Consider the following 20,626-nt stretch of genomic DNA (forward strand, 5'->3'; position numbering starts at 1 on the left):
GGGACTTTATGCCTGAGGGCAAAATTATTAAAGCATTAAGCGGATTTTATTATGTGCTGGATGAGTCTCTAGAAAGTGGCAAAGTAATTCAGTGTAGAGCAAGAGGGATTTTTCGTAAAAACAAAATAACCCCGCTTGTTGGAGATTATGTCGTCTATCAAGCAGATAACGATAAGGAAGGCTATTTGCTGGAAGTAAAAGAGCGGACCAATGAGCTGATTCGCCCGCCTATTAGCAACGTTGATCAAGCGGTGCTCGTTTTCTCAGCAGCAGAGCCGACCTTTAGTACATCGCTGTTAGACAGATTCCTAGTGCTTGTTGAAGAGAGCCAGATTGAACCGATTATCTGCATCACAAAAATGGACTTGCTGAAAACAGAGCAAGAGCGAGAAACGATTCAAGCCTATGCAGAAGACTATCGCCAAATTGGATACGACGTTCATTTAACATCGACGATCGAAGGGGATGGAATTGAAAAGCTGACCCCGTATTTCCATCACAAGATTACTGTATTTGCAGGTCAATCGGGTGTAGGGAAGTCTTCCCTCTTAAATGCGATGAGTCCTGATTTAGCACTGAAAACAAATGATATTTCCTCCCATCTTGGCAGGGGGAAACATACAACAAGACATGTGGAACTCATTCGAACGGCTGAAGGGCTCATTGCCGATACACCAGGATTTAGCTCGCTTGAATTTACAGGTATCGAAGCGGAAGATTTAGGGCTCTATTTCTTAGAAATCAGAGAGAAGAGTGCAGAATGTAAATTCAGGGGCTGTTTGCACGTAAAAGAGCCTGGATGTGCGGTAAAAGAGGCAGTAGAACACGATCGCATCAGAGAGTATCGCTATCAGCATTATTTAGAGTTTTTAACTGAAATTAAAGATAGAAAGCCGAGGTACTAAGTCATGGTTTATATTGCCCCATCCATTTTATCAGCCGATTTTGCCAATCTGGAGAAAGATATCCGTGATGTGGAACAAGGTGGAGCGGATTATATTCATATTGATGTGATGGACGGTCATTTTGTACCGAATATGACATTTGGACCAAATGTAGTGGAGGCGATCAGGCCGCATACAAAGCTGCCGCTCGATGTTCACTTAATGATTGAGCAGCCAGACCAGTATATCCCTGCATTTGCAAAAGCGGGCGCTGATATTATTTCTGTTCATGTCGAGGCGTGTCCACACTTACATCGCACGATTCAGCATATAAAAGAACAAGGTGTCAAAGCAGGGGTTGTTTTAAACCCGCACACACCCGTTTCTCAAATTGCGCATGTATTAGAGGATGTTGACCTAGTCTTATTCATGACGGTGAACCCTGGTTTTGGCGGACAGGCGTTTATTCCATCTGTTCTCTCAAAGGTAAAAGAAGTAAAGACACTTAGTGAACAAAAAGGCTTAACTGATTTACTCATTGAAATAGATGGCGGTGTCAATGTAGAGACAGCAAAGAGCTGCAAAGAAGCAGGCGCTAATCTACTTGTTGCCGGCTCAGCGGTATATGGGAAAGATGACCGCGCGGCGGCCATTCAGGCCATTCGAGAAGCATAAGAAAAAGAACCAAAGTCATTGTGATCTTTGGTTCTTTTTCAATGGAGAGGAGCGTAATCATGCACATACATATCGTAGCCGGCGGTCCTTTTGCGTACATCCCGCCGCTTGATCATGAAGCATCTGAGGAGGACATTCTCTGGGTCGGCGTAGATCGGGGAACCCTTTTCTTACTAGAGCATGGCATTGTACCTGACAGAGCATTTGGTGATTTTGATAGTGTGACAGAAGAAGAGCTTCATGAGCTGAAAAAGAAATTGCCTGCACTCAATCTATTTCAGGCAGAGAAAGATGAAACGGATTTAGAACTTGCGCTGAACTGGTCTTTGCGTCAGAATCCAGCACATATTCAAATTTACGGCATCACTGGCGGAAGAGCAGATCATTTTCTTGGGAATATCCATCTCCTTTACAAAGGCATTCAGCACAAACAGAGCATGACCCTTGTAGATAAACAAAATATCATTCAAATGTTTGGACCTGGTACATACGAAATCAAACAAGACTCGGATAAAAAATATGTGTCGTTTTTGCCCTTCGGTACATCGGTTGAAAAGCTGACATTAAAAGGTTTCAAATATCCTCTGAAAAATTGTCATATTGAGCCTGGTTCCACACTATGTATTAGTAACGAACTCATCCACTCAAATGGTACTTTTTCTTTTCATGAAGGCATATTAATAATGGTAAGAAGCAAAGATTGACCAACCTATCAATGTGGATGGCTGATTAAGCTCAATTGTGCTGCAAGCGGTACTTTTAGGAGGGGGACAAAATGAAATTTTATACAATCAAACTGCCTAGATTTCTTGGCGGCATTGTCCGTGCGATGCTTGGTTCATTTAAGAAAGATTAATGAGTAATCTCCTTTATTTCCACATAAAAACGCCTGCTACAGTTAAATGTAGCAGGCGTTTACTCTTGCTTATACACGCTCAACTTTACCAGATTTCAAAGCTCGAGCTGATACATATACTCTTTTAGGCTTACCGTCCACTAGAATACGAACTTTTTGAAGGTTCGCGCCCCATGTACGTTTTGTAGAGTTCATTGCGTGAGAACGGTTGTTCCCAGCTTTTGTTTTTCTGCCTGTAATAACGCATTTACGTGCCATTTGTTTCCCTCCTAACTGCGAAAACATCATCATATTCTTCATATACGTACTTAGAGATGCCTCAAGATACTTTAATAATTTACCACAGCTTCAAGGGGTTTGCAAGGATTGTTTGCTCCTCTTTCAAGAAAAATACCTTGACATCTTGATAAAAAATCAAGGCTATAGTATAAGTAGGATTGGGTCGGATTGAATGATTTCTTTTAAAAAGAAGGGTCTTATAGTAAAATAGTGATAACTCAGGGCAATTTCTCAAAAAGGGGGAACCAATGTGTCCATTGAACTTAGAACGAAATACGGACAAATTGATATATCAAATGAAGTCATTGCAATGGTGGCAGGAGGCGCTGCGATCGATTGCTATGGTATTGTTGGCATGGCGTCCAAAAATCAAATAAAGGACGGCTTGACGGATATTCTCCGCAAAGAGAACTTCAGCCGGGGTGTTCTTGTGCGTCAAAAAGAAGATCGCATTCATATTGATATGTACATCATCGTCAGCTACGGTACAAAAATATCAGAAGTCGCACATAATGTTCAAACGAAAGTCAAATATACGATTCATCACACGGTTGGACTTTCAGTTGACTCAGTCAACATTTATGTACAAGGAGTAAAAGTTACGAACCCGTAGTAAGGAGGAAATATATTGTCTATTAGAAATCTGGGTGGCCGCTCATTTGCAAAAATGATTCTTGCAGGTGCTCACCATCTTTCTCAAAACGCACAAATTGTTGATGCGTTAAATGTTTTTCCAGTGCCAGACGGAGACACGGGGACAAATATGAATTTGTCAATGACTTCAGGGGCAAAAGCAGTTGAAGAAACAAATACCGATCACATTGGTAAGGTCGGGGTGGCTCTGTCAAAAGGGCTGTTAATGGGGGCAAGAGGAAACTCGGGTGTGATCCTGTCTCAGCTCTTCAGAGGTTTCAGCAAAAATATAGAACAAAAAGAAACAATTGACGCAAAAGAATTTGCGCTTGCCTTGCAGGCCGGTGTTGATACAGCATATAAAGCCGTCATGAAACCGATTGAAGGAACCATCTTAACGGTTGCAAAAGACGCAGCAAAGAAAGCGGTTGCTGTTTCAGCAACAGAAGACCAAATCGATCGTGTGCTTGAATTAACGATTGAGGAAGCAAGAGCATCACTTGACCGCACACCAGATCTCCTTCCTGTTTTAAAAGAAGTCGGCGTTGTAGATAGCGGCGGTAAAGGACTTCTTTGTGTATATGAAGGTTTCCTTGCTTCATTAAGAGGAGAAGAGCTTCCTCCTAAAACGGCCTCTTTGCCAACATTAAAAGAATTAGTGAGTGCAGAGCATCATAAAAGTGCACAAAGCCATATGAACACAGAAGATATTGAATTTGGCTATTGTACAGAATTTATGGTGAAATTTGAAGAAGACAAACAGTCCTTTGACGAAAATGCCTTCAGAGAAGAATTAAGCGAATTCGGAGATTCACTTCTTGTGGTATCTGATGATACGCTTGCAAAAGTTCATATTCATGCAGAGCAGCCAGGAGATGTCTTATCATATGCACAGCGCTACGGCAGCTTAATTAATATGAAAATTGAAAACATGAGAGAGCAGCATAGCTCGATCGTCAATGAAGAAAAAGATCACTCGCCTGCTGCACCAAAAGCAACAGCTGCTGAAAAACAGCGTTTTGGAGTAGTGAGTGTCGCAATGGGAGAAGGGATTGCTGACTTGTTTAAAAGTATCGGAGCATCCGTCGTCATTGAAGGCGGACAGACAATGAATCCGAGCACAGAAGACATTGTCAAAGCAATTGATAGCATTCATGCCGAAACCGTCTTTATCTTACCTAATAATTCTAATATTGTCATGGCAGCTAAACAGGCGGCAACTGTCTCAAGTCGTGAGGTCGTTGTTATTCCGACAAAGACCGTTCCTCAAGGAATGTCGGCACTTCTTTCTCTAAATGAAGCAGCTTCAAATGAAGACAATGAAGCTGCGATGTTAGAAGCGATTGATCATGTAAAAAGCGGCCAAATTACCTTTGCGGTAAGAGATACCCAAATTGATGGGATCGACATTGCCAAAGGCGATTATATGGGCTTATACAATGGGAAAATTACCTTAACAGCTAAAAATCAATTAGATGCAGCAAAAGAGCTTTTGACCCAAATGGTGACAGAAGATGATGAGATTGTCACAATCATCAAAGGGGAAGATGCATCATCTGATGAGATGGAAGCTTTAGAAGCATATATTGAAGAAACATTTGAAGATGTAGAAGTTGAAGTCCACGATGGAAAACAGCCGCTTTATTCATATATTTTGGCTGTTGAATAAAGAAAGAAGGGCACATGAAGCCCTTCTTCTTCTTTTGCATTTTTTTACTATGTGTTCATCGGTGAAATGAGTTGCGGGAATCGAATGAATCCATTAGTCTAAAGGGAGTAACAAACCAATCTGTGATTGGTGATGAGAGGGGAAGACCTATGAAATTTAGAAGTGTGTTTGATATTATTGGACCCGTCATGATTGGTCCATCAAGTTCGCACACGGCGGGTGCGGCTCGTATTGGAAGAGTGGCTCGCAGCTTGTTCGGAAGAGAACCGAAACGAATTACTGTATCGTTTTATGGCTCTTTTAAAGATACGTATAAAGGACACGGGACAGATGTAGCCATTATCGGCGGTGTTCTTGACTTTGATACATTTGATGAACGAATTAAAACAGCGATCGATATTGCAAAAAGCAAAGAAATCGACATTGAGTTTAAAGAAGAAGATGCGGTGCCAGCACATCCGAATACAGCAAAAGTAGAAATTTCAGATGCGAATGGAAGCCTTGAATTAATCGGGATTTCCATTGGCGGAGGTAAAATTGAAATCACAGAATTAAATGGCTTTGAACTGAGACTCTCAGGGAATCACCCGGCCATTCTTGTGGTTCATAACGACCGTTACGGGACGATTGCAGCAGTTGCCAATGTGTTAGCGAAATTCGCCATCAACATTGGTCATATGGAAGTGGCACGTAAAGAGGTCGGGCAAGAAGCCCTCATGACGATTGAAGTGGATCAGAATATTGATCCAGCGGTTTTAACAGAGCTTGAGACGCTGCCAAACATTATTCAAGTCACACAAATTGCAGAGTAACAACAAGGAGGTTATGTATGATGTTTAAAAACGTCAAAGAACTCGTGCAGCTAACAGAAGAACGGAATACCTCCATTTCAGAAATTATGATTACTCAAGAAATGGAAGTGACAGGGAAGTCACGTGAAGACATTTTCTCGCAGATGTACCGCAACCTAGAAGTGATGGAACAGGCCGTTGAAAACGGACTGAAAGGTGTGAAATCATTATCTGGTTTAACAGGCGGGGATGCGGTGAAACTTCAAGCATATATCGCATCAGGCAAAACATTGTCTGGTCATACCATTTTAGATGCTGTCAGTAAGGCAGTGGCAACAAATGAAGTGAACGCAGCAATGGGAACGATCTGTGCAACGCCTACAGCTGGCTCAGCAGGTGTTGTGCCAGGAACGCTCTTTGCAGTGAAAGAAACATTAAAGCCAACAAAGGAACAAATGGTCAGATTCCTATTTACATCTGGTGCATTTGGTTTTGTTGTCGCCAATAACGCAAGTATCTCTGGTGCAGCAGGCGGCTGTCAGGCAGAAGTAGGATCTGCATCAGGTATGGCAGCAGCAGCCATTGTAGAAATGGCAGGCGGTACGCCGCAGCAATCCGCTGAAGCCATGGCCATCACCCTAAAAAATATGCTAGGTCTTGTTTGCGATCCAGTCGCAGGACTTGTGGAAGTGCCATGTGTGAAACGAAACGCAATGGGCGCTTCTAATGCGATGATTGCAGCAGATATGGCACTTGCCGGCATTACAAGCCGCATCCCTTGTGATGAAGTCATTGATGCGATGTACAAAATTGGTCAAACGATGCCAACCGCTCTTCGTGAGACTGCACAAGGCGGACTTGCTGCAACACCGACAGCAAGAGAGCTTGAAAAGAAGATTTTCGGAGGTGTGACCTCATCTCGTGATACAGAAATTGCAAGATAAGATCTCTGCCTTGAAAGGGATTGGAGAAGAAACAGAAAAAACACTAAATGAACTTGGAATCTACACAGTAGCCGATTTACTCGGCTACTTTCCTTATCGATATGACGACTATGAGCTTCGCAACTTAGAAGAAGTCAGGCATGACGAACGTGTCACAGTTGAAGGAAAAGTGCACAGTGAGCCCGTTCTCACCTATTATGGAAAAAAACGAAGCAGGCTGACATTCAGGCTGCTTGTCGGTCGTTTTTTGATAACAGCCATATGCTTCAATCGCCCTTATTTAAAACGAAGTCTTGTTTTAGGCGATACGGTATCCGTCACAGGGAAGTGGGATAAAAACCGTCAATCCATTATGGTTCAGGAATTTAAAAAAGGAACACACGAACAAGATGGCAGTATAGAACCTGTTTATTCAGTCAAAGAAAATGTAACCGTGAAGATGATGAGACGATTTGTAAAACAAGCGTTGTCACTCTATGTAGACCATGCAGAAGATCCACTGCCAAAACAGCTTGTAGCTGCTTATAAACTCATGTCTTATCAAGAAGCACTAAAGACCATTCATCTCCCTGAAACGAGAGACTCGCTCAAGCAAGCAAGACGACGCTTCGTGTACGAGGAATTTCTCATCTTCCAGCTGAAGATGCAGGCGATCAGAAAAAAAGAACGAGAAAAAACATCAGGCATCCAGCATCCGTTCTCAAAAGAGGCGGTCTTTGAGTTTGTTCATAGCCTGCCGTTCCCGCTGACAAAAGCACAATCAAGAGTGCTGGATGAAATTATGTCAGATATGGCATCCCCGTACCGGATGAACCGGCTTCTTCAAGGGGATGTTGGATCGGGGAAAACAGCTGTAGCGGCCATTGCCCTTTATGCCGCTCATTTATCCGGCTTTCAAGGTGCGCTGATGGTGCCAACTGAAATCTTGGCTGAACAGCATGCCGATTCACTGTATCAGCTATTTGAAAAATGGGGGCTAAATATTGCTCTTTTGACGAGTTCAGTGAAAGGAAAGCGCCGCAGAGAACTGCTTGAACGTCTGAAAGAGGGAGATATTGATATTTTAGTCGGCACGCATGCCCTTATCCAGGACGAAGTGGAATTTCAGCAGCTTGGTCTTGTTATTACAGATGAACAGCACAGGTTCGGCGTGGAACAGCGGAAAAAACTGCGAAGCAAAGGGCAGGACCCAGATGTTTTGTTTATGACCGCAACGCCGATTCCAAGAACGCTTGCCATCACAGTATTTGGAGAAATGGACGTTTCTGTCATTGATGAGCTACCAGCCGGCCGAAAGCAGATTGAAACGTATTGGGTGAAGCATGACATGCTTGAGCGGATTCTTGCTTTTGTTGATAAAGAGCTGAGAAAAGGCAGACAAGCGTATATTATTTGTCCACTTATAGAAGAATCAGACAAACTGGATGTCCAAAATGCGATTGATGTTCACAGCATGCTGACAGAGGCGTATCGCGGAAAATGGTCGATCGGCTTAATGCACGGGAAACTTGCAAGTGATGAAAAAGATCAAGTGATGAGAGATTTCACTTCCAATGAAGTGCAAATCCTTGTGTCAACGACAGTTGTTGAAGTTGGAGTCAACGTGCCAAATGCGACCATCATGGTCATTTATGATGCGGACCGTTTTGGACTGTCACAGCTTCATCAGTTAAGAGGCCGGGTCGGACGCGGAGAGCATCAATCTTTTTGTATTTTAATGGCGGACCCTAAATCAGAGACCGGTAAAGAGCGCATGCGGATCATGTCTGAAACAACGGATGGCTTTGAACTGTCTGAAAAGGACTTAGAACTAAGAGGCCCTGGCGACTTCTTTGGCAAGAAACAAAGCGGAATGCCTGAATTTAAAGTGGCAGACATGGTTCATGACTATAGAGCGCTTGAAACCGCTAGAAAAGATGCGGCAGAGCTCGTGCAGTCTGAAGCCTTTTGGACAGAACCTGAATACAAAGAACTTAGGCAAACACTCGTAGACAGCGGTGTGCTAGGCGGAGATAAATTGAGCTGATCAAGTGCTGGAGGAATTTTCTTGTCTTTTTGAAACAAGGATTGATTTATCATCTATGAGATTATATACTACTATTAGTACCTAGTCATAAATGTACGGATGGTGTCTGCATATGAAACTAAATAAAAAAGAACGACAAAGGCTTCTCCAGCAAACGATCAGCTCGACTCCGTTCATTACTGATGAAGAATTGGCAAGTAAGTTCGGTGTAAGCATTCAAACAGTTCGACTTGACCGTTTGGAGCTGTCAATCCCTGAATTACGCGAACGAATTAAGCACGTGGCCGAAAAGACATTAGAGGATGAAGTGAAGTCTCTTCCGCTGGATGAAGTTATTGGAGAAATGATTGATGTAGAGCTTGATGATCAAGCGATTTCCATTTTTGAAGTAAGAAAAGAGCATGTATTTAGCCGTAACCAAATTGCCAGGGGACATCATCTTTTTGCCCAGGCAAATTCGCTGGCAGTAGCCGTCATCGACGATGAACTGGCTTTGACAGCAAAAGCAAATATTAAGTTTACAAGGCAGGTCAAACAAGGCGAAAGAGTCGTCTCAAAAGCCAAAGTTGCCTCACATGATAAAGAAAAAGGCAGAACCGTAGTTGAAGTAAACAGCTATGTAGGTGAGGAAGTTGTCTTCTCAGGCGATTTCGTCATGTATCGCTCAAAACAAAAGTAAAAGGTGGCACATAACATGAGAATTGCAGTCGATGCAATGGGGGGAGATCATGCCCCTAAAGCCATTATTGACGGTGTGCAAAAAAGCTTAGAAGCATTTTCAGATATCGAGATTACACTAGTCGGCGATGAAAGCAAGATCAAATCATACATAACAAATCATGAACGCATCACGATCTTAGATGCAAAAGAAGTCATTGAACCAACGGATGAACCAGTGCGTGCAGTGAGACGTAAAAAGGATTCTTCTATGGTGAAAATGGCGCAGGAAGTTTCAGAAGGAAGAGCAGATGCCTGTATTTCAGCTGGAAATACTGGGGCACTCATGACAGCAGGCCTGTTTATCGTAGGCAGAATTGATGGCATTGACAGACCAGCACTTGCTCCGACGTTGCCAACACTTGATGGCAGCGGGTTCTTATTATTGGATGTCGGCGCAAACGTTGATGCAAAGCCAGAGCATCTTGTGCAATATGCCATGATGGGATCTATTTATGCAGAGCATGTCTTCCCGAAGAGCAATCCACGCGTTGGACTTTTAAATGTCGGGACAGAAGATAAAAAAGGCAACGATTTAACGAAAAAAACCTTTGAATTATTAAAAGCATCAGATTTGAATTTCGTAGGAAATGTAGAATCGCGTGATTTATTAGAGGGTGTAGCTGATGTCGTTGTCACAGATGGTTTCACGGGGAATATCGCCCTTAAAACGATCGAAGGCACAGCCCTTTCTGTTTTTAAAATGCTGAAAGAAACCTTAACATCCAGTTTCACAGCTAAAATAGCAGCAGGTATGATGAAGCCAAAATTAATGCAGATGAAATCTAAAATGGATTACTCCGAATATGGTGGTGCCGCATTATTTGGTTTAAAAGCGCCCGTTATTAAAGCGCATGGTTCCTCTGATGAAAATGCGATTTTTCATGCCATTCGTCAGGCGCGTGACATCGTTAAAAAAGACGTTTCAGCTATCATTCATCAAGAAGTTCAAAAAGAAGACACGAATGAGTCGTAATGGAGGTAGAGCAGCATGAGTAAAATTGCTTTTTTATTCCCAGGCCAAGGCTCTCAAAAAATTGGCATGGGAAAAGATTTATTTGACCAAGAAGCAGCATCTAAAGCTGTGTTTGAAGAAGCAGATCAGACCCTTGGTTTTGATTTATCTTCAATGATTTTTGAAGGAGATGCAGAAGAACTGACGCTGACATATAATGCACAGCCAGCTCTTTTAACGACAAGCATCGCGATCTTAAAGAAGTTTGAAGAGAGCGGAATCAAAGCAGATTATGCAGCAGGGCACAGCCTGGGTGAATATACAGCCCTTGTTGCAGCGGGAGCTCTTTCGTTTAAAGATGCCGTTTACGCAGTGAGAAAGCGCGGCGAATTAATGAATGAAGCCGTTCCAGCAGGAGAAGGCGCAATGGCGGCGATTCTTGGCTTAGACCAAGCAGCGCTTGTAGAAGTGACAAAAGAAGTGACAGAAAGCGGTCATCTTGTAGAACTTGCGAACTTAAACTGTCCGGGCCAAATCGTCATCTCTGGTACAGCAAAAGGTGTGGAACTTGCATCAGAGAAAGCGAAAGAAAAGGGCGCAAAACGTGCAATTCCACTTGAAGTGAGTGGACCTTTCCATTCTGCATTAATGAAACCAGCAGCTGAAAAATTCACAGATGTATTATCTAAATTAGACATTTCTGATGCCGCGACGCCAGTGATTTCAAACGTAACAGCAGACATCGTGACATCACGTAATGAAATTGAAACGAAGCTGATTGAACAATTGTATTCTCCTGTTCGATTTGAAGAAAGTGTAGAACGCCTGATTGACTTAGGTGTGACAACATTTATTGAAATTGGTCCTGGTAAAGTGCTCTCAGGTCTTGTGAAAAAAGTCAATCGCCGCCTGACGACCATTTCCGTATCAGATCAAGAAACAATTGAAGCAGCCATTCAAACACTCAAGGGGGATTCTTGATGCTTACAAATAAAACAGCCGTTGTCACAGGTGCATCACGCGGTATTGGCCGTTCGATTGCGATCGATTTGGCGAAAAAAGGTGCCAATGTTGTGGTGAACTACTCAGGCAACGAAGCAAAAGCAAATGAAGTCGTCGATGAGATCAAAGCACTTGGCCAGCAGGCTTTTGCTGTCAAAGCGGATGTGTCAAATGCAGAAGAAGTACAGGCATTAATGAAACAAGCCGTTGATACATTTGGTTCAATCGACATTCTTGTGAATAATGCTGGAATTACAAAGGACAACCTGCTCATGAGAATGAAAGAAAATGAATGGGATGATGTCATTAACATAAACTTAAAAGGTGTCTTCAACTGTACAAAAGCTGTGACACGTCAAATGATGAAACAGCGCAGCGGAAGAATCATCAATGTAGCATCTGTTGTCGGCGTTTGCGGAAACCCTGGACAAGCAAACTACGTTGCAGCAAAAGCTGGTGTGATCGGATTAACGAAAACAACAGCGAAAGAGCTGGCAAGCCGTTATATTACAGTCAATGCCGTAGCACCAGGCTTTATTTCTACTGATATGACAGACAAGCTTGATGAGAATGTTCAAACAGAAATGCTTAAGCAAATCCCGCTCGCACGCTTTGGTGCGCCTGAAGATATAAGCAACGTTGTTGTCTTTTTAGCTTCAGAAGGAGCAGGTTATATTACAGGCCAAACCATCCAAGTGGATGGCGGAATGGTTATGTCCTAAGAAATATCAAAATTTCGTTACGTTTTCTCTAGTTTTTTAAAAACGAATCAACTATAATACTTTGAGGGGAGGTGAAAGGCAATGGCAGACGTATTAGAGCGTGTATCAAAAATTATTGTAGACCGCCTTGGCGTTGATGAGGCTGACGTGAAAATGGAAGCTTCATTTAAAGAAGATTTAGGCGCTGATTCCCTTGATGTAGTTGAGCTAGTTATGGAACTTGAAGATGAGTTCGATATGGAAATTTCTGACGAAGATGCTGAAAAAATTGCAACAGTCGGTGACGCTGTGAACTACATAAATAGCCAGCAATAAGCGTAACAAAGTCCCGTCTATTTTCATGGCGGGACTTTGAAAATTTATGTTAGTTTCAACATATTCAGCTGATCAATTGTCAGCCTTTTTCAGATGCTAAGGAGCACGGTTTCCTTGCATGTAGAAAGAGAGACTCCATATAATCAGTATCCTTAAAGGCGATGACGCCTACCTGGAGGTTGCTATGCCAAAACACTATAAAGACAAACAGAAAAAGAGCAAAAAACTAGAGCAATTCAGAGAATTTCAGCAGCGCATTTCTGTACACTTTAAAAATGAAAAACTACTCTATCAAGCCTTTACACATTCCTCTTATGTGAATGAGCATCGGAAAAAACCTTATGAGGATAATGAAAGACTTGAATTTTTAGGGGACGCTGTTTTAGAATTGACGATCTCACAGTTCTTATTTGCAAAGTATCCAGCCATGAGCGAGGGAGATTTAACAAAACTGAGAGCGGCGATCGTATGTGAGCCATCACTTGTGTCATTAGCACATGAGCTGTCCTTCGGAGACCTTGTTCTTTTAGGAAAAGGGGAAGAAATGACAGGCGGCAGAAAGCGTCCGGCACTCTTAGCAGACGTATTTGAAGCGTTTATCGGAGCGCTTTATTTAGATCAAGGACTTGAGCCTGTTGAACGATTCCTAGAAGCCTATGTGTACCCGAAAATTAATGACGGGGCATTCTCACATGTCATGGACTTTAAAAGCCAGCTTCAAGAATTTGTTCAGCGAGATGGAAAAGGTGTACTTGAATACCGAATCCTGCATGAAAAAGGCCCAGCACATAACCGGGAATTTGAAGCCAATGTATCCCTTAGAGGAGAAGTGCTTGGAATTGGAAATGGCCGTTCAAAAAAAGAAGCGGAACAGCATGCTGCACAGGAAGCACTTGCTAAATTACAGAAACATCATATGAACCAATAAAATCCCCCTCGTGATTCAGGGGGATTTCACTCTGTTTTCCATCATCTTTTTTCAGTTCATATGGTAAGATAATAGTACTTTAAATACATAAGGAGGATCACTCTCATGTTCCTCAAACGTTTAGACGTGATAGGATTCAAATCTTTCGCACAGCGGGTGACTGTAGACTTTGTCAAAGGGGTTACAGCTGTTGTTGGACCAAACGGAAGCGGCAAAAGTAATATTACTGATGCGATCCGCTGGGTACTTGGAGAGCAATCAGCAAAAAGCCTCCGCGGAGGAAAAATGGAAGACATCATTTTTGCAGGAAGTGACTCAAGAAAACGAGTCAACTTAGCAGAAGTGACATTAACGCTCGATAACGAAGATCACTTTTTGCCGATCGATTTTCACGAAGTCAGTGTGACAAGAAGAGTCTATCGTTCTGGAGAAAGTGAATTTCTCATTAACAATCAGTCTGTCCGCTTAAAGGATATTATTGATCTTTTCATGGATTCAGGTCTTGGAAAAGAAGCTTTTTCGATCATCAGCCAAGGTAAGGTAGAAGAGATTCTATCGAGTAAAGCTGAAGAAAGACGTAGCATCTTTGAAGAAGCAGCTGGTGTCCTGAAATATAAAACAAGAAAGAAAAAAGCCGAGAATAAACTGTTTGAAACGCAGGACAACTTAAACCGGGTAGAAGATATTCTGCATGAACTAGAAGATCAAGTAGAACCACTAAGAATGCAGGCATCTATTGCAAAAGACTATCTGCAAAAGAAAGAAGAACTTGAAAATGTAGAAATTGCTCTCACCGTCCATGATATTGAAGCACTGCACAAAAAATGGACAACACTTGGTGAAGCTGTCGAGCGGTTCAAACAAGATGAAATGAAGCAGTCCACAGACATTCAAGCGAAGGAAGCCAAAATCGAAGAATCGAGAGACCGTATTCAGGCACTTGACGATTCGATTCATGACCTTCAAGAAGTCCTCCTTTTCACAAGTGAAGAACTAGAAAAGCTTGAAGGGAAAAAAGAAGTTCTAAAAGAACGGAAAAAAAATGCGGCCGCTAACCAAGGTCAGCTAGAAGATACGCTCGTGCGTTTAACCGAAAAACAGGCGTTGTTAACGGAAAAGATTGAACAGCAGAAAGTCACACGTGACAGCCTGCAAACAGAAGTGCAGCAGCTAAAAGATGAAGTGAAAACAAAACAGCATCAGCTGTCTCTTCATAGTGAAGATGTGGAAGGGCAAATTGAACAGCTGAAAAGCGATTATTTTGACCTATTAAACGAGCAAGCTTCTATCCGAAACGAACGTAAATTACTAGAAGAACAGCAGCGCCAAGCAGCCTTGCAGCTAGAGCGGTTAACGCAAAATAATCAGAAACATATCGAAGAACGGGTATCTGTGAAGGAAAAGAAAACAGAAGCCGAGAAGCAACTTTCAGAACGAGAAGAAGACATTTTGGCTCAGGTGAAACGCTTTAGAGAAGCGGAACAAAAGCTAGAGCAGATGAAACGTCAATACGAGAAAAAAGAAACGGCACTTTACCAAGCCTATCAATATGTACAGCAGGCAAAATCTAAAAAAGAAATGCTTGAATCCATGCAGGAAGACTTCTCAGGATTTTTCCAAGGAGTGAAAGAGGTTTTAAAGGCAAAGGACCGGTTAGGCGGTATTCACGGGGCGATTGCAGAGCTGATTCAAACAGAGCAGCAACATGAAACAGCGATTGAAATTGCACTTGGCGCAGCCACGCAGCATGTCGTTACTGAAAATGAAGCGGCTGCCAGACAGGCCATTGGATACTTAAAGCAGCATTCCTTTGGGCGTGCGACCTTCCTGCCGATGAACGTCATCAAAGAACGAACCATTCAGTTCAGAGATATTCAAACAGCTGAGCAGCATGACGCATTTATCGGCGTAGCGAGTCAGCTCGTTTCCTTTGACGAAAAGTATGAAAAAGTCATTCGGAATTTGCTTGGAACAGTCCTAATCGTGAAAGACTTAAAAGGTGCCAATGAGCTAGCGAAAATGCTAGGACATCGTTATCGTATCGTGACCCTTGATGGGGACGTGGTGAACCCAGGCGGTTCAATGACTGGGGGAGGCGTAAAGAAAAAGAACAATTCCCTCCTGTCCAGAAACCGAGAGATTGAAACATTAACAAAGCAGCTCGTTGAAATGGAAGAAAAAACAACGATCCTTGAAAAAGAAACAAAAGAAACGAAGCAATCGATTGCCGAAAGCGAAGTCCAATTAAATGAATTGCGTCAGCGCGGCGAAATGCTTCGAGAAAAGCAGCAAGAGTTAAAAGGGACATTATATGAACTGCAAGTAGCTGAAAAAAATATTAACGCTCATCTAGAGCTCTATGATCAAGAAAAAGAAGAGTTGCAGCAGCGCTCTAGCGAACTTGCGAGCAAGGATAAAGAGCAGGCAGCCCTTGAAACATCTATAGGTGAGAAACTGACCTCTCTTGACGAAGAGATCAACACGTTAACAAAACGGAAGCAGACCCAAAGCTCAACGAAAGAAACCATTTCTTCCGAGTTAACAGAGCTGAAAATCTCGCTTGCCAAAAAAGAGCAGTCTTTAGCAAATGAACAAGAAAAACTGTCGAGCTTAACGGCTGAATTAGAAGAGGCTGAAAAGACGCTGACGGAAACAAAAGAAGATTTGTCCCTCTTAACAAGTGAAATGTCATCCAGCTCAAACGGCGCCGAACAACTGGAAGAAGCGGCAAAAGAGAAACTGGAACATAAAAACAAAACGACAGCGCTTATCTCAGAGCGACGCAAACAGCGCCTGGCTCTTTCTGAAACATTAGAATTCGCTGAACGTGAACTGAAAGAGCAAAAACGCCTGTATAAACAGCTCACGACAAGCTTAAAAGATGAAGAAATCAAGCTTGGCCGCATGGAAGTTGAACTTGATAACCTCATCGCCTATTTAAACGAAGAGTATGCCCTTTCGTTTGAAGGAGCAAAAGAAATGTATCATCTGACGCTATCGCCGGATGAAGCAAGAAAACGCGTGAAATTGATCAAACTAGCCATTGAAGAGCTTGGAACAGTGAACTTAGGCAGCATTGACGAGTATGAACGTGTGAATGAACGTTTTCTCTTCTTAACTGAACAGCGCAATGATCTGACAGAAGCGAAAAATACGTTATTCCAAGTCATTGAAGAAATGGATCAGGAGATGACGAAACGTTTCTCTGAGACATTCTCTCAAATCCGCGGGCATTTTGAATCTGTTTTCCAAGCATTATTTGGCGGAGGAAGAGCAGACCTTAAGTTGACAGATCCAAACGATTTACTAAACTCAGGTGTCGATATTGTGGCGCAGCCGCCGGGGAAAAAGCTGCAAAATCTAAGCCTGCTTTCAGGCGGAGAAAGAGCATTAACAGCCATCGCTTTATTATTCTCGATCTTAAAAGTGAGACCAGTTCCATTCTGTGTGCTAGATGAGGTAGAAGCGGCACTTGATGAAGCGAATGTGTTCCGCTTTGCCCAGTATTTAAAGAAATACAGCCAAGAAACACAGTTCATTGTGATTACACACCGAAAAGGAACCATGGAGGAAGCAGATGTTCTGTACGGTGTCACGATGCAGGAGTCAGGTGTCTCAAAACTGGTATCTGTCAAACTAGAGGAAACGAAAGAGCTTGTCCAGTAATTAAAGGAGGTTTTTGAACCCATGAGCTTTTTTAAGAAATTAAAAGAAAAATTTACGCAGCAAACCGATTCAGTATCAGAAAAGTTTAAAGATGGACTTGAAAAAACGAGAAATTCGTTTCAGGGAAAAGTAAATGAACTCATTTCTCGCTATCGTAAAGTGGATGAAGACTTTTTTGAAGAACTAGAAGAAGTGTTAATCGGTGCGGATGTTGGTTTCACGACTGTGATGGAACTGATTGATGAGCTGAAAAAAGAAGTGAAATTAAGAAACATTCAAGACCCAAGTGAAGTACAAGCAGTCATCTCTGAAAAACTCGTGGAGATTTACAATAGCGGTGAGGAACAAATCTCTGAACTGAACATTGAAGACGGCCGTTTAAATATTATTTTATTTGTAGGCGTGAACGGTGTCGGTAAAACCACAACCATTGGTAAGCTGGCAAACAAGCTAAAAAATGAAGGGAAATCCGTCATTTTAGCAGCAGGTGATACGTTCCGTGCGGGGGCGATTGAGCAGCTTGAAGTATGGGGCGAGCGCTCTGGTGTTCCTGTCGTTAAACAAACAGCAGGCTCTGACCCGGCAGCGGTCATCTATGATGCCGTTCAATCAGCTAAAGCCAAAAAAGCAGATGTCTTGATCTGTGATACAGCAGGCAGACTGCAAAACAAAGTCAACTTGATGAAAGAGCTAGAGAAGGTCAAGAGAGTCATTGAACGCGAAGTGCCCGATGCACCGCACGAAGTACTGCTTGCCCTTGATGCGACAACGGGTCAAAATGCGATGGCGCAAGCGAAGGAATTTTCTAAAGCGACAAACGTGACAGGTATCGCTTTAACAAAGCTTGACGGTACTGCAAAAGGCGGGATTGTTCTTGCCATTCGCAATGAGCTCAACATCCCTGTAAAACTTGTGGGATTAGGTGAAAAAGTAGACGATCTGCAAGAGTTCGATGCTGAATCGTATGTGTACGGATTATTCTCAGACATGATTGATCAAGAAGACTAATCAAACTGCCGGCAAAACTGCCGGCTTTTTTATTTAAATATCGCCGCAAGAAGTGACAAGATAAAAACTTGACACATAGATTAGAACCGTGTAAACTTAGTTGTTGTAAAGGGAATGAACTTAACAAAGGGGAGAGAGCCCATGACGCTTGAAAAGACAACGAGAATGAACTACTTGTTTGATTTCTATCAATCGTTGTTGACCGCAAAACAAAAGAGCTACATGTCGCTTTACTACCTAGACGATTTTTCCCTCGGTGAAATTGCGGATGAATATGAAGTATCAAGACAGGCTGTTTATGATAATATTAAACGGACTGAAGCGATGCTTGAACAATATGAAGAAAAGCTGCTCTTGTTTAAGAAATTTAAAGAGCGTAAAGAACTTCTCACAAAAATGAGAGAGCTTGTAGCAGATTCCGCGCAAAAGGAAGAAGCAGAAGCTTTAATTGAATCGCTTGAGAAATTAGATTAGGAGGCGGCACAGTATGGCATTTGAAGGATTAGCCGACCGACTGCAGCAGACGATTTCAAAAATCCGCGGCAAAGGAAAAGTGTCAGAGCAAGATGTAAAAGAAATGATGCGCGAGGTACGCCTTGCCCTTCTTGAAGCTGACGTCAATTTTAAAGTAGTCAAAGACTTTGTGAAAAAAGTAAGCGAGCGGGCAGTTGGACAAGAGGTCATGCAAAGTCTTACCCCAGGACAACAGGTCATTAAAGTTGTAAAAGAAGAACTCACTGAATTAATGGGCGGGGAAGAGAGTAAAATCGCTGTAGCGAAAAAATCTCCAACTGTCATTATGATGGTTGGTCTTCAAGGGGCAGGTAAAACGACCACAACTGGAAAGCTTGCCAACTTACTTCGCAAAAAACATAATCGCAAGCCGATGATGGTGGCCGCTGATATTTACAGACCAGCAGCGATCCAGCAGCTTCAAACGCTTGGGAAACAGCTTGATATGCCCGTATTCTCATTAGGTGATCAAGTTAGTCCTGTCGAAATTGCCAAACAGGCAATTGAAAAAGCGAAAGAAGAACATCATGATTATGTCATTTTAGATACAGCAGGACGTCTTCATATTGATGAAGACTTAATGGATGAACTTCAGAAAGTAAAAGAAGTCGCAAATCCAGAAGAGATTTTCCTCGTTGTTGACTCGATGACTGGTCAAGATGCTGTCAATGTCGCAAAAAGCTTTAATGAACAGCTTGGTTTAACAGGTGTCGTTCTGACAAAACTAGACGGTGATACGCGAGGCGGGGCAGCATTGTCAATTCGTGCAGTCACAAATACGCCGATTAAATTCGCCGCACTAGGTGAAAAGCTTGATGCAATTGAACCATTCCATCCAGAGCGGATGGCATCGAGAATTCTTGGCATGGGAGATGTGCTCACGCTTATTGAAAAAGCACAAGCAAACGTTGACCAAGATAAAGCGAAAGAGCTGGAACAAAAAATGCGGACAATGAGCTTCACGCTCGATGATTTCCTCGAGCAGCTTGGGCAGGTTCGCAACATGGGTCCACTTGATGAACTGATCCAAATGATGCCGGGAGCCGGTAAAATGAAAGGGCTCAAAAACGTCCAAGTAGACGAAAAGCAGCTCAATCACATCGAAGCGATCATTAAATCAATGACGACCGAAGAAAAAGAACAGCCAGAGGTCATCAATGCAAGCCGAAGAAAACGGATTGCAAAAGGAAGCGGAACATCTGTACAGGAAGTCAATCGCCTTTTAAAACAATTTGACGAAATGAAAAAGATGATGAAGCAAATGACCAATATGTCCAAAGGAAAGAAAAAAGGCGGCTTTAAATTACCATTTATGTAATTGGTTATACATGATAAAACCGTTGTTAAGAAAAAACACTTTACAAACCCTTTTATCATTGTTAATATACTATCTTGTTGAAATATTTTCGGAGGTGCTAGTAAAATGGCAGTAAAAATTCGTTTAAAACGTATGGGATCAAAAAGATCTCCTTTCTATCGTATTGTTGTAGCAGATTCTCGTTCACCACGTGACGGTCGTTTCATCGAAACAGTTGGAACATACAATCCAGTGTTATCACCAGCTGAGGTGAAAATCAACGAAGAATTAGCGCTTAAATGGCTTCAAAATGGTGCGAAACCATCTGATACAGTTCGTAACCTTTTCTCAAGCCAAGGAATTCTTGAAAAATTTCATAATGCGAAAAACAGCAAATAATGAATGAGCTGTCCTTGGAAGAATTGATTGTGTCCATCGTCGAGCCACTTGTTGATTTCCCTGAAGATATTCACGTATCTTCATTAGAAAAAGATGAGCAGGTCATTTACACACTGTCTGTCAATGCTGAAGATACCGGAAAAGTGATCGGAAAGCAGGGACGTACAGCTAAAGCGATACGAACAGTCATGTTTGCAGCAAGTGCAGAGTCTTCTAAGAAAGTTCAACTTGAGATTGCTGACTAAAAAGGGAGAGGGCTTAGGACCTCCCCTTTTTTTACACGTTTAAATCTATTTTTCGTTATACTGTAGAGGACAAATGCCTTCGGATAGGGGGACAAAAAGGAA

General features: G+C 42.4%; 22 protein-coding genes. 21 read left to right on the forward strand and 1 reads right to left on the reverse strand.

The features are described from left to right. The first annotated feature begins 8 nt into the window (after positions 1-8). From rsgA to spoVM, 4 genes are all read left to right on the forward strand, one after another. Positions 9-905 (forward strand): ribosome small subunit-dependent GTPase A, encoded by an 897-nt coding sequence (gene rsgA / locus MKY11_RS07600; RefSeq protein ID WP_041090545.1) that lies wholly within the window; start codon positions 9-11, stop codon positions 903-905. Between the two features lie 3 nt (positions 906-908). Beyond that, positions 909-1,559 carry a ribulose-phosphate 3-epimerase gene (rpe, locus tag MKY11_RS07605; protein WP_017367226.1) on the forward strand — a complete coding sequence of 217 codons (651 nt, stop codon included), beginning with the start codon at positions 909-911 and terminating at the stop codon, positions 1,557-1,559. Between the two features lie 59 nt (positions 1,560-1,618). Continuing rightward, entirely contained in the window at positions 1,619-2,263 is a 645-nt protein-coding gene (locus tag MKY11_RS07610; protein WP_047947055.1) for a thiamine diphosphokinase, read from the forward strand. 71 nt (positions 2,264-2,334) lie between these two features. After that, complete coding sequence (gene spoVM / locus MKY11_RS07615; RefSeq protein WP_008354550.1) at positions 2,335-2,415, forward strand: stage V sporulation protein SpoVM; 81 nt, start codon at positions 2,335-2,337, stop codon at positions 2,413-2,415. A 69-nt stretch (positions 2,416-2,484) separates the two neighbouring features. Here the strand turns inward: spoVM and rpmB are convergent, their stop codons facing one another. Continuing rightward, entirely contained in the window at positions 2,485-2,673 is a 189-nt protein-coding gene (gene rpmB, locus MKY11_RS07620) for a 50S ribosomal protein L28 (RefSeq protein WP_003212514.1), read from the reverse strand. A 271-nt stretch (positions 2,674-2,944) separates the two neighbouring features. Here rpmB and MKY11_RS07625 point away from each other — a divergent pair, with 271 nt between their 5' ends. From MKY11_RS07625 to MKY11_RS07705, 17 genes are all read left to right on the forward strand, one after another. After that, positions 2,945-3,307 (forward strand): Asp23/Gls24 family envelope stress response protein, encoded by a 363-nt coding sequence (locus MKY11_RS07625; protein ID WP_342501981.1) that lies wholly within the window; start codon positions 2,945-2,947, stop codon positions 3,305-3,307. Between the two features lie 15 nt (positions 3,308-3,322). Further along, positions 3,323-4,996, forward strand: a complete 1,674-nt coding sequence (locus MKY11_RS07630; protein WP_017367228.1) for a DAK2 domain-containing protein — start codon at positions 3,323-3,325, stop codon at positions 4,994-4,996. Between the two features lie 149 nt (positions 4,997-5,145). Next, entirely contained in the window at positions 5,146-5,808 is a 663-nt protein-coding gene (gene sdaAB, locus MKY11_RS07635) for an L-serine ammonia-lyase, iron-sulfur-dependent subunit beta (protein WP_017367229.1), read from the forward strand. Positions 5,809-5,828: 20 nt separating this feature from the next. Beyond that, a complete protein-coding gene (gene sdaAA, locus MKY11_RS07640; RefSeq protein WP_024720342.1) occupies positions 5,829-6,731 on the forward strand; it encodes an L-serine ammonia-lyase, iron-sulfur-dependent, subunit alpha in 903 nt (300 codons plus the stop codon). After that, positions 6,709-8,757, forward strand: coding sequence for an ATP-dependent DNA helicase RecG (gene recG / locus MKY11_RS07645; RefSeq protein WP_072367275.1), 2,049 nt, complete (start codon positions 6,709-6,711; stop codon positions 8,755-8,757). Before sdaAA ends, recG begins: the two co-directional genes overlap by 23 nt. 112 nt (positions 8,758-8,869) lie before the next feature. Next, positions 8,870-9,436, forward strand: a complete 567-nt coding sequence (gene fapR, locus MKY11_RS07650) for a transcription factor FapR (RefSeq protein WP_008344859.1) — start codon at positions 8,870-8,872, stop codon at positions 9,434-9,436. A gap of 15 nt (positions 9,437-9,451) precedes the next feature. Beyond that, positions 9,452-10,450, forward strand: a complete 999-nt coding sequence (plsX, locus tag MKY11_RS07655) for a phosphate acyltransferase PlsX (RefSeq protein WP_017359101.1) — start codon at positions 9,452-9,454, stop codon at positions 10,448-10,450. Between the two features lie 15 nt (positions 10,451-10,465). Continuing rightward, positions 10,466-11,410, forward strand: coding sequence for an ACP S-malonyltransferase (gene fabD / locus MKY11_RS07660; protein ID WP_342501982.1), 945 nt, complete (start codon positions 10,466-10,468; stop codon positions 11,408-11,410). Further along, on the forward strand, positions 11,410-12,153 hold the full coding sequence (gene fabG, locus MKY11_RS07665; RefSeq protein ID WP_342501983.1) for a 3-oxoacyl-[acyl-carrier-protein] reductase: 744 nt from the start codon (positions 11,410-11,412) through the stop codon (positions 12,151-12,153). The genes fabD and fabG overlap by 1 nt, the downstream gene beginning before the upstream one ends. An 81-nt stretch (positions 12,154-12,234) precedes the next feature. Further along, positions 12,235-12,468, forward strand: a complete 234-nt coding sequence (gene acpP / locus MKY11_RS07670) for an acyl carrier protein (protein WP_003212028.1) — start codon at positions 12,235-12,237, stop codon at positions 12,466-12,468. Between the two features lie 184 nt (positions 12,469-12,652). After that, positions 12,653-13,396 (forward strand): ribonuclease III, encoded by a 744-nt coding sequence (gene rnc / locus MKY11_RS07675; RefSeq protein WP_342501984.1) that lies wholly within the window; start codon positions 12,653-12,655, stop codon positions 13,394-13,396. A gap of 105 nt (positions 13,397-13,501) precedes the next feature. After that, on the forward strand, positions 13,502-17,062 hold the full coding sequence (gene smc / locus MKY11_RS07680) for a chromosome segregation protein SMC (protein ID WP_342501985.1): 3,561 nt from the start codon (positions 13,502-13,504) through the stop codon (positions 17,060-17,062). A 21-nt stretch (positions 17,063-17,083) separates the two neighbouring features. Then, a complete protein-coding gene (gene ftsY, locus MKY11_RS07685; RefSeq protein WP_017359097.1) occupies positions 17,084-18,070 on the forward strand; it encodes a signal recognition particle-docking protein FtsY in 987 nt (328 codons plus the stop codon). 141 nt (positions 18,071-18,211) lie between these two features. Then, on the forward strand, positions 18,212-18,544 hold the full coding sequence (locus MKY11_RS07690; protein WP_008344844.1) for a putative DNA-binding protein: 333 nt from the start codon (positions 18,212-18,214) through the stop codon (positions 18,542-18,544). Between the two features lie 13 nt (positions 18,545-18,557). Beyond that, a complete protein-coding gene (gene ffh / locus MKY11_RS07695; RefSeq protein ID WP_008344842.1) occupies positions 18,558-19,901 on the forward strand; it encodes a signal recognition particle protein in 1,344 nt (447 codons plus the stop codon). Between the two features lie 105 nt (positions 19,902-20,006). Continuing rightward, complete coding sequence (gene rpsP, locus MKY11_RS07700) at positions 20,007-20,279, forward strand: 30S ribosomal protein S16 (RefSeq protein WP_003212139.1); 273 nt, start codon at positions 20,007-20,009, stop codon at positions 20,277-20,279. Next, a complete protein-coding gene (locus MKY11_RS07705; RefSeq protein ID WP_012009937.1) occupies positions 20,279-20,524 on the forward strand; it encodes a KH domain-containing protein in 246 nt (81 codons plus the stop codon). The genes rpsP and MKY11_RS07705 overlap by 1 nt, the downstream gene beginning before the upstream one ends. Positions 20,525-20,626: the final 102 nt, after the last annotated feature.

The organism is Bacillus sp. FSL W7-1085 (assembly GCF_038595035.1).
Classification (GTDB): domain Bacteria; phylum Bacillota; class Bacilli; order Bacillales; family Bacillaceae; genus Bacillus; species Bacillus altitudinis.

Bases quoted from the DNA above. Each gene is read 5' to 3' on its own strand.
- spoVM (WP_008354550.1), top strand. From the start codon at position 2,335: ATGAAATTTTATACAATCAAACTGCCTAGATTTCTTGGCGGCATTGTC.
- plsX (WP_017359101.1), top strand. From the start codon at position 9,452: ATGAGAATTGCAGTCGATGCAATGGGGGGAGATCATGCCCCTAAAGCC.
- fabD (WP_342501982.1), top strand. From the start codon at position 10,466: ATGAGTAAAATTGCTTTTTTATTCCCAGGCCAAGGCTCTCAAAAAATT.
- acpP (WP_003212028.1), top strand. From the start codon at position 12,235: ATGGCAGACGTATTAGAGCGTGTATCAAAAATTATTGTAGACCGCCTT.
- MKY11_RS07690 (WP_008344844.1), top strand. From the start codon at position 18,212: ATGACGCTTGAAAAGACAACGAGAATGAACTACTTGTTTGATTTCTAT.
- fabG (WP_342501983.1), top strand. From the start codon at position 11,410: ATGCTTACAAATAAAACAGCCGTTGTCACAGGTGCATCACGCGGTATT.
- smc (WP_342501985.1), top strand. From the start codon at position 13,502: ATGTTCCTCAAACGTTTAGACGTGATAGGATTCAAATCTTTCGCACAG.
- rsgA (WP_041090545.1), top strand. From the start codon at position 9: ATGCCTGAGGGCAAAATTATTAAAGCATTAAGCGGATTTTATTATGTG.
- sdaAB (WP_017367229.1), top strand. From the start codon at position 5,146: ATGAAATTTAGAAGTGTGTTTGATATTATTGGACCCGTCATGATTGGT.
- MKY11_RS07610 (WP_047947055.1), top strand. From the start codon at position 1,619: ATGCACATACATATCGTAGCCGGCGGTCCTTTTGCGTACATCCCGCCG.
- rnc (WP_342501984.1), top strand. From the start codon at position 12,653: ATGCCAAAACACTATAAAGACAAACAGAAAAAGAGCAAAAAACTAGAG.
- rpsP (WP_003212139.1), top strand. From the start codon at position 20,007: ATGGCAGTAAAAATTCGTTTAAAACGTATGGGATCAAAAAGATCTCCT.
- rpe (WP_017367226.1), top strand. From the start codon at position 909: ATGGTTTATATTGCCCCATCCATTTTATCAGCCGATTTTGCCAATCTG.
- sdaAA (WP_024720342.1), top strand. From the start codon at position 5,829: ATGTTTAAAAACGTCAAAGAACTCGTGCAGCTAACAGAAGAACGGAAT.
- MKY11_RS07705 (WP_012009937.1), top strand. From the start codon at position 20,279: ATGAATGAGCTGTCCTTGGAAGAATTGATTGTGTCCATCGTCGAGCCA.
- ffh (WP_008344842.1), top strand. From the start codon at position 18,558: ATGGCATTTGAAGGATTAGCCGACCGACTGCAGCAGACGATTTCAAAA.
- fapR (WP_008344859.1), top strand. From the start codon at position 8,870: ATGAAACTAAATAAAAAAGAACGACAAAGGCTTCTCCAGCAAACGATC.
- ftsY (WP_017359097.1), top strand. From the start codon at position 17,084: ATGAGCTTTTTTAAGAAATTAAAAGAAAAATTTACGCAGCAAACCGAT.
- rpmB (WP_003212514.1), bottom strand. From the start codon at position 2,673: ATGGCACGTAAATGCGTTATTACAGGCAGAAAAACAAAAGCTGGGAAC.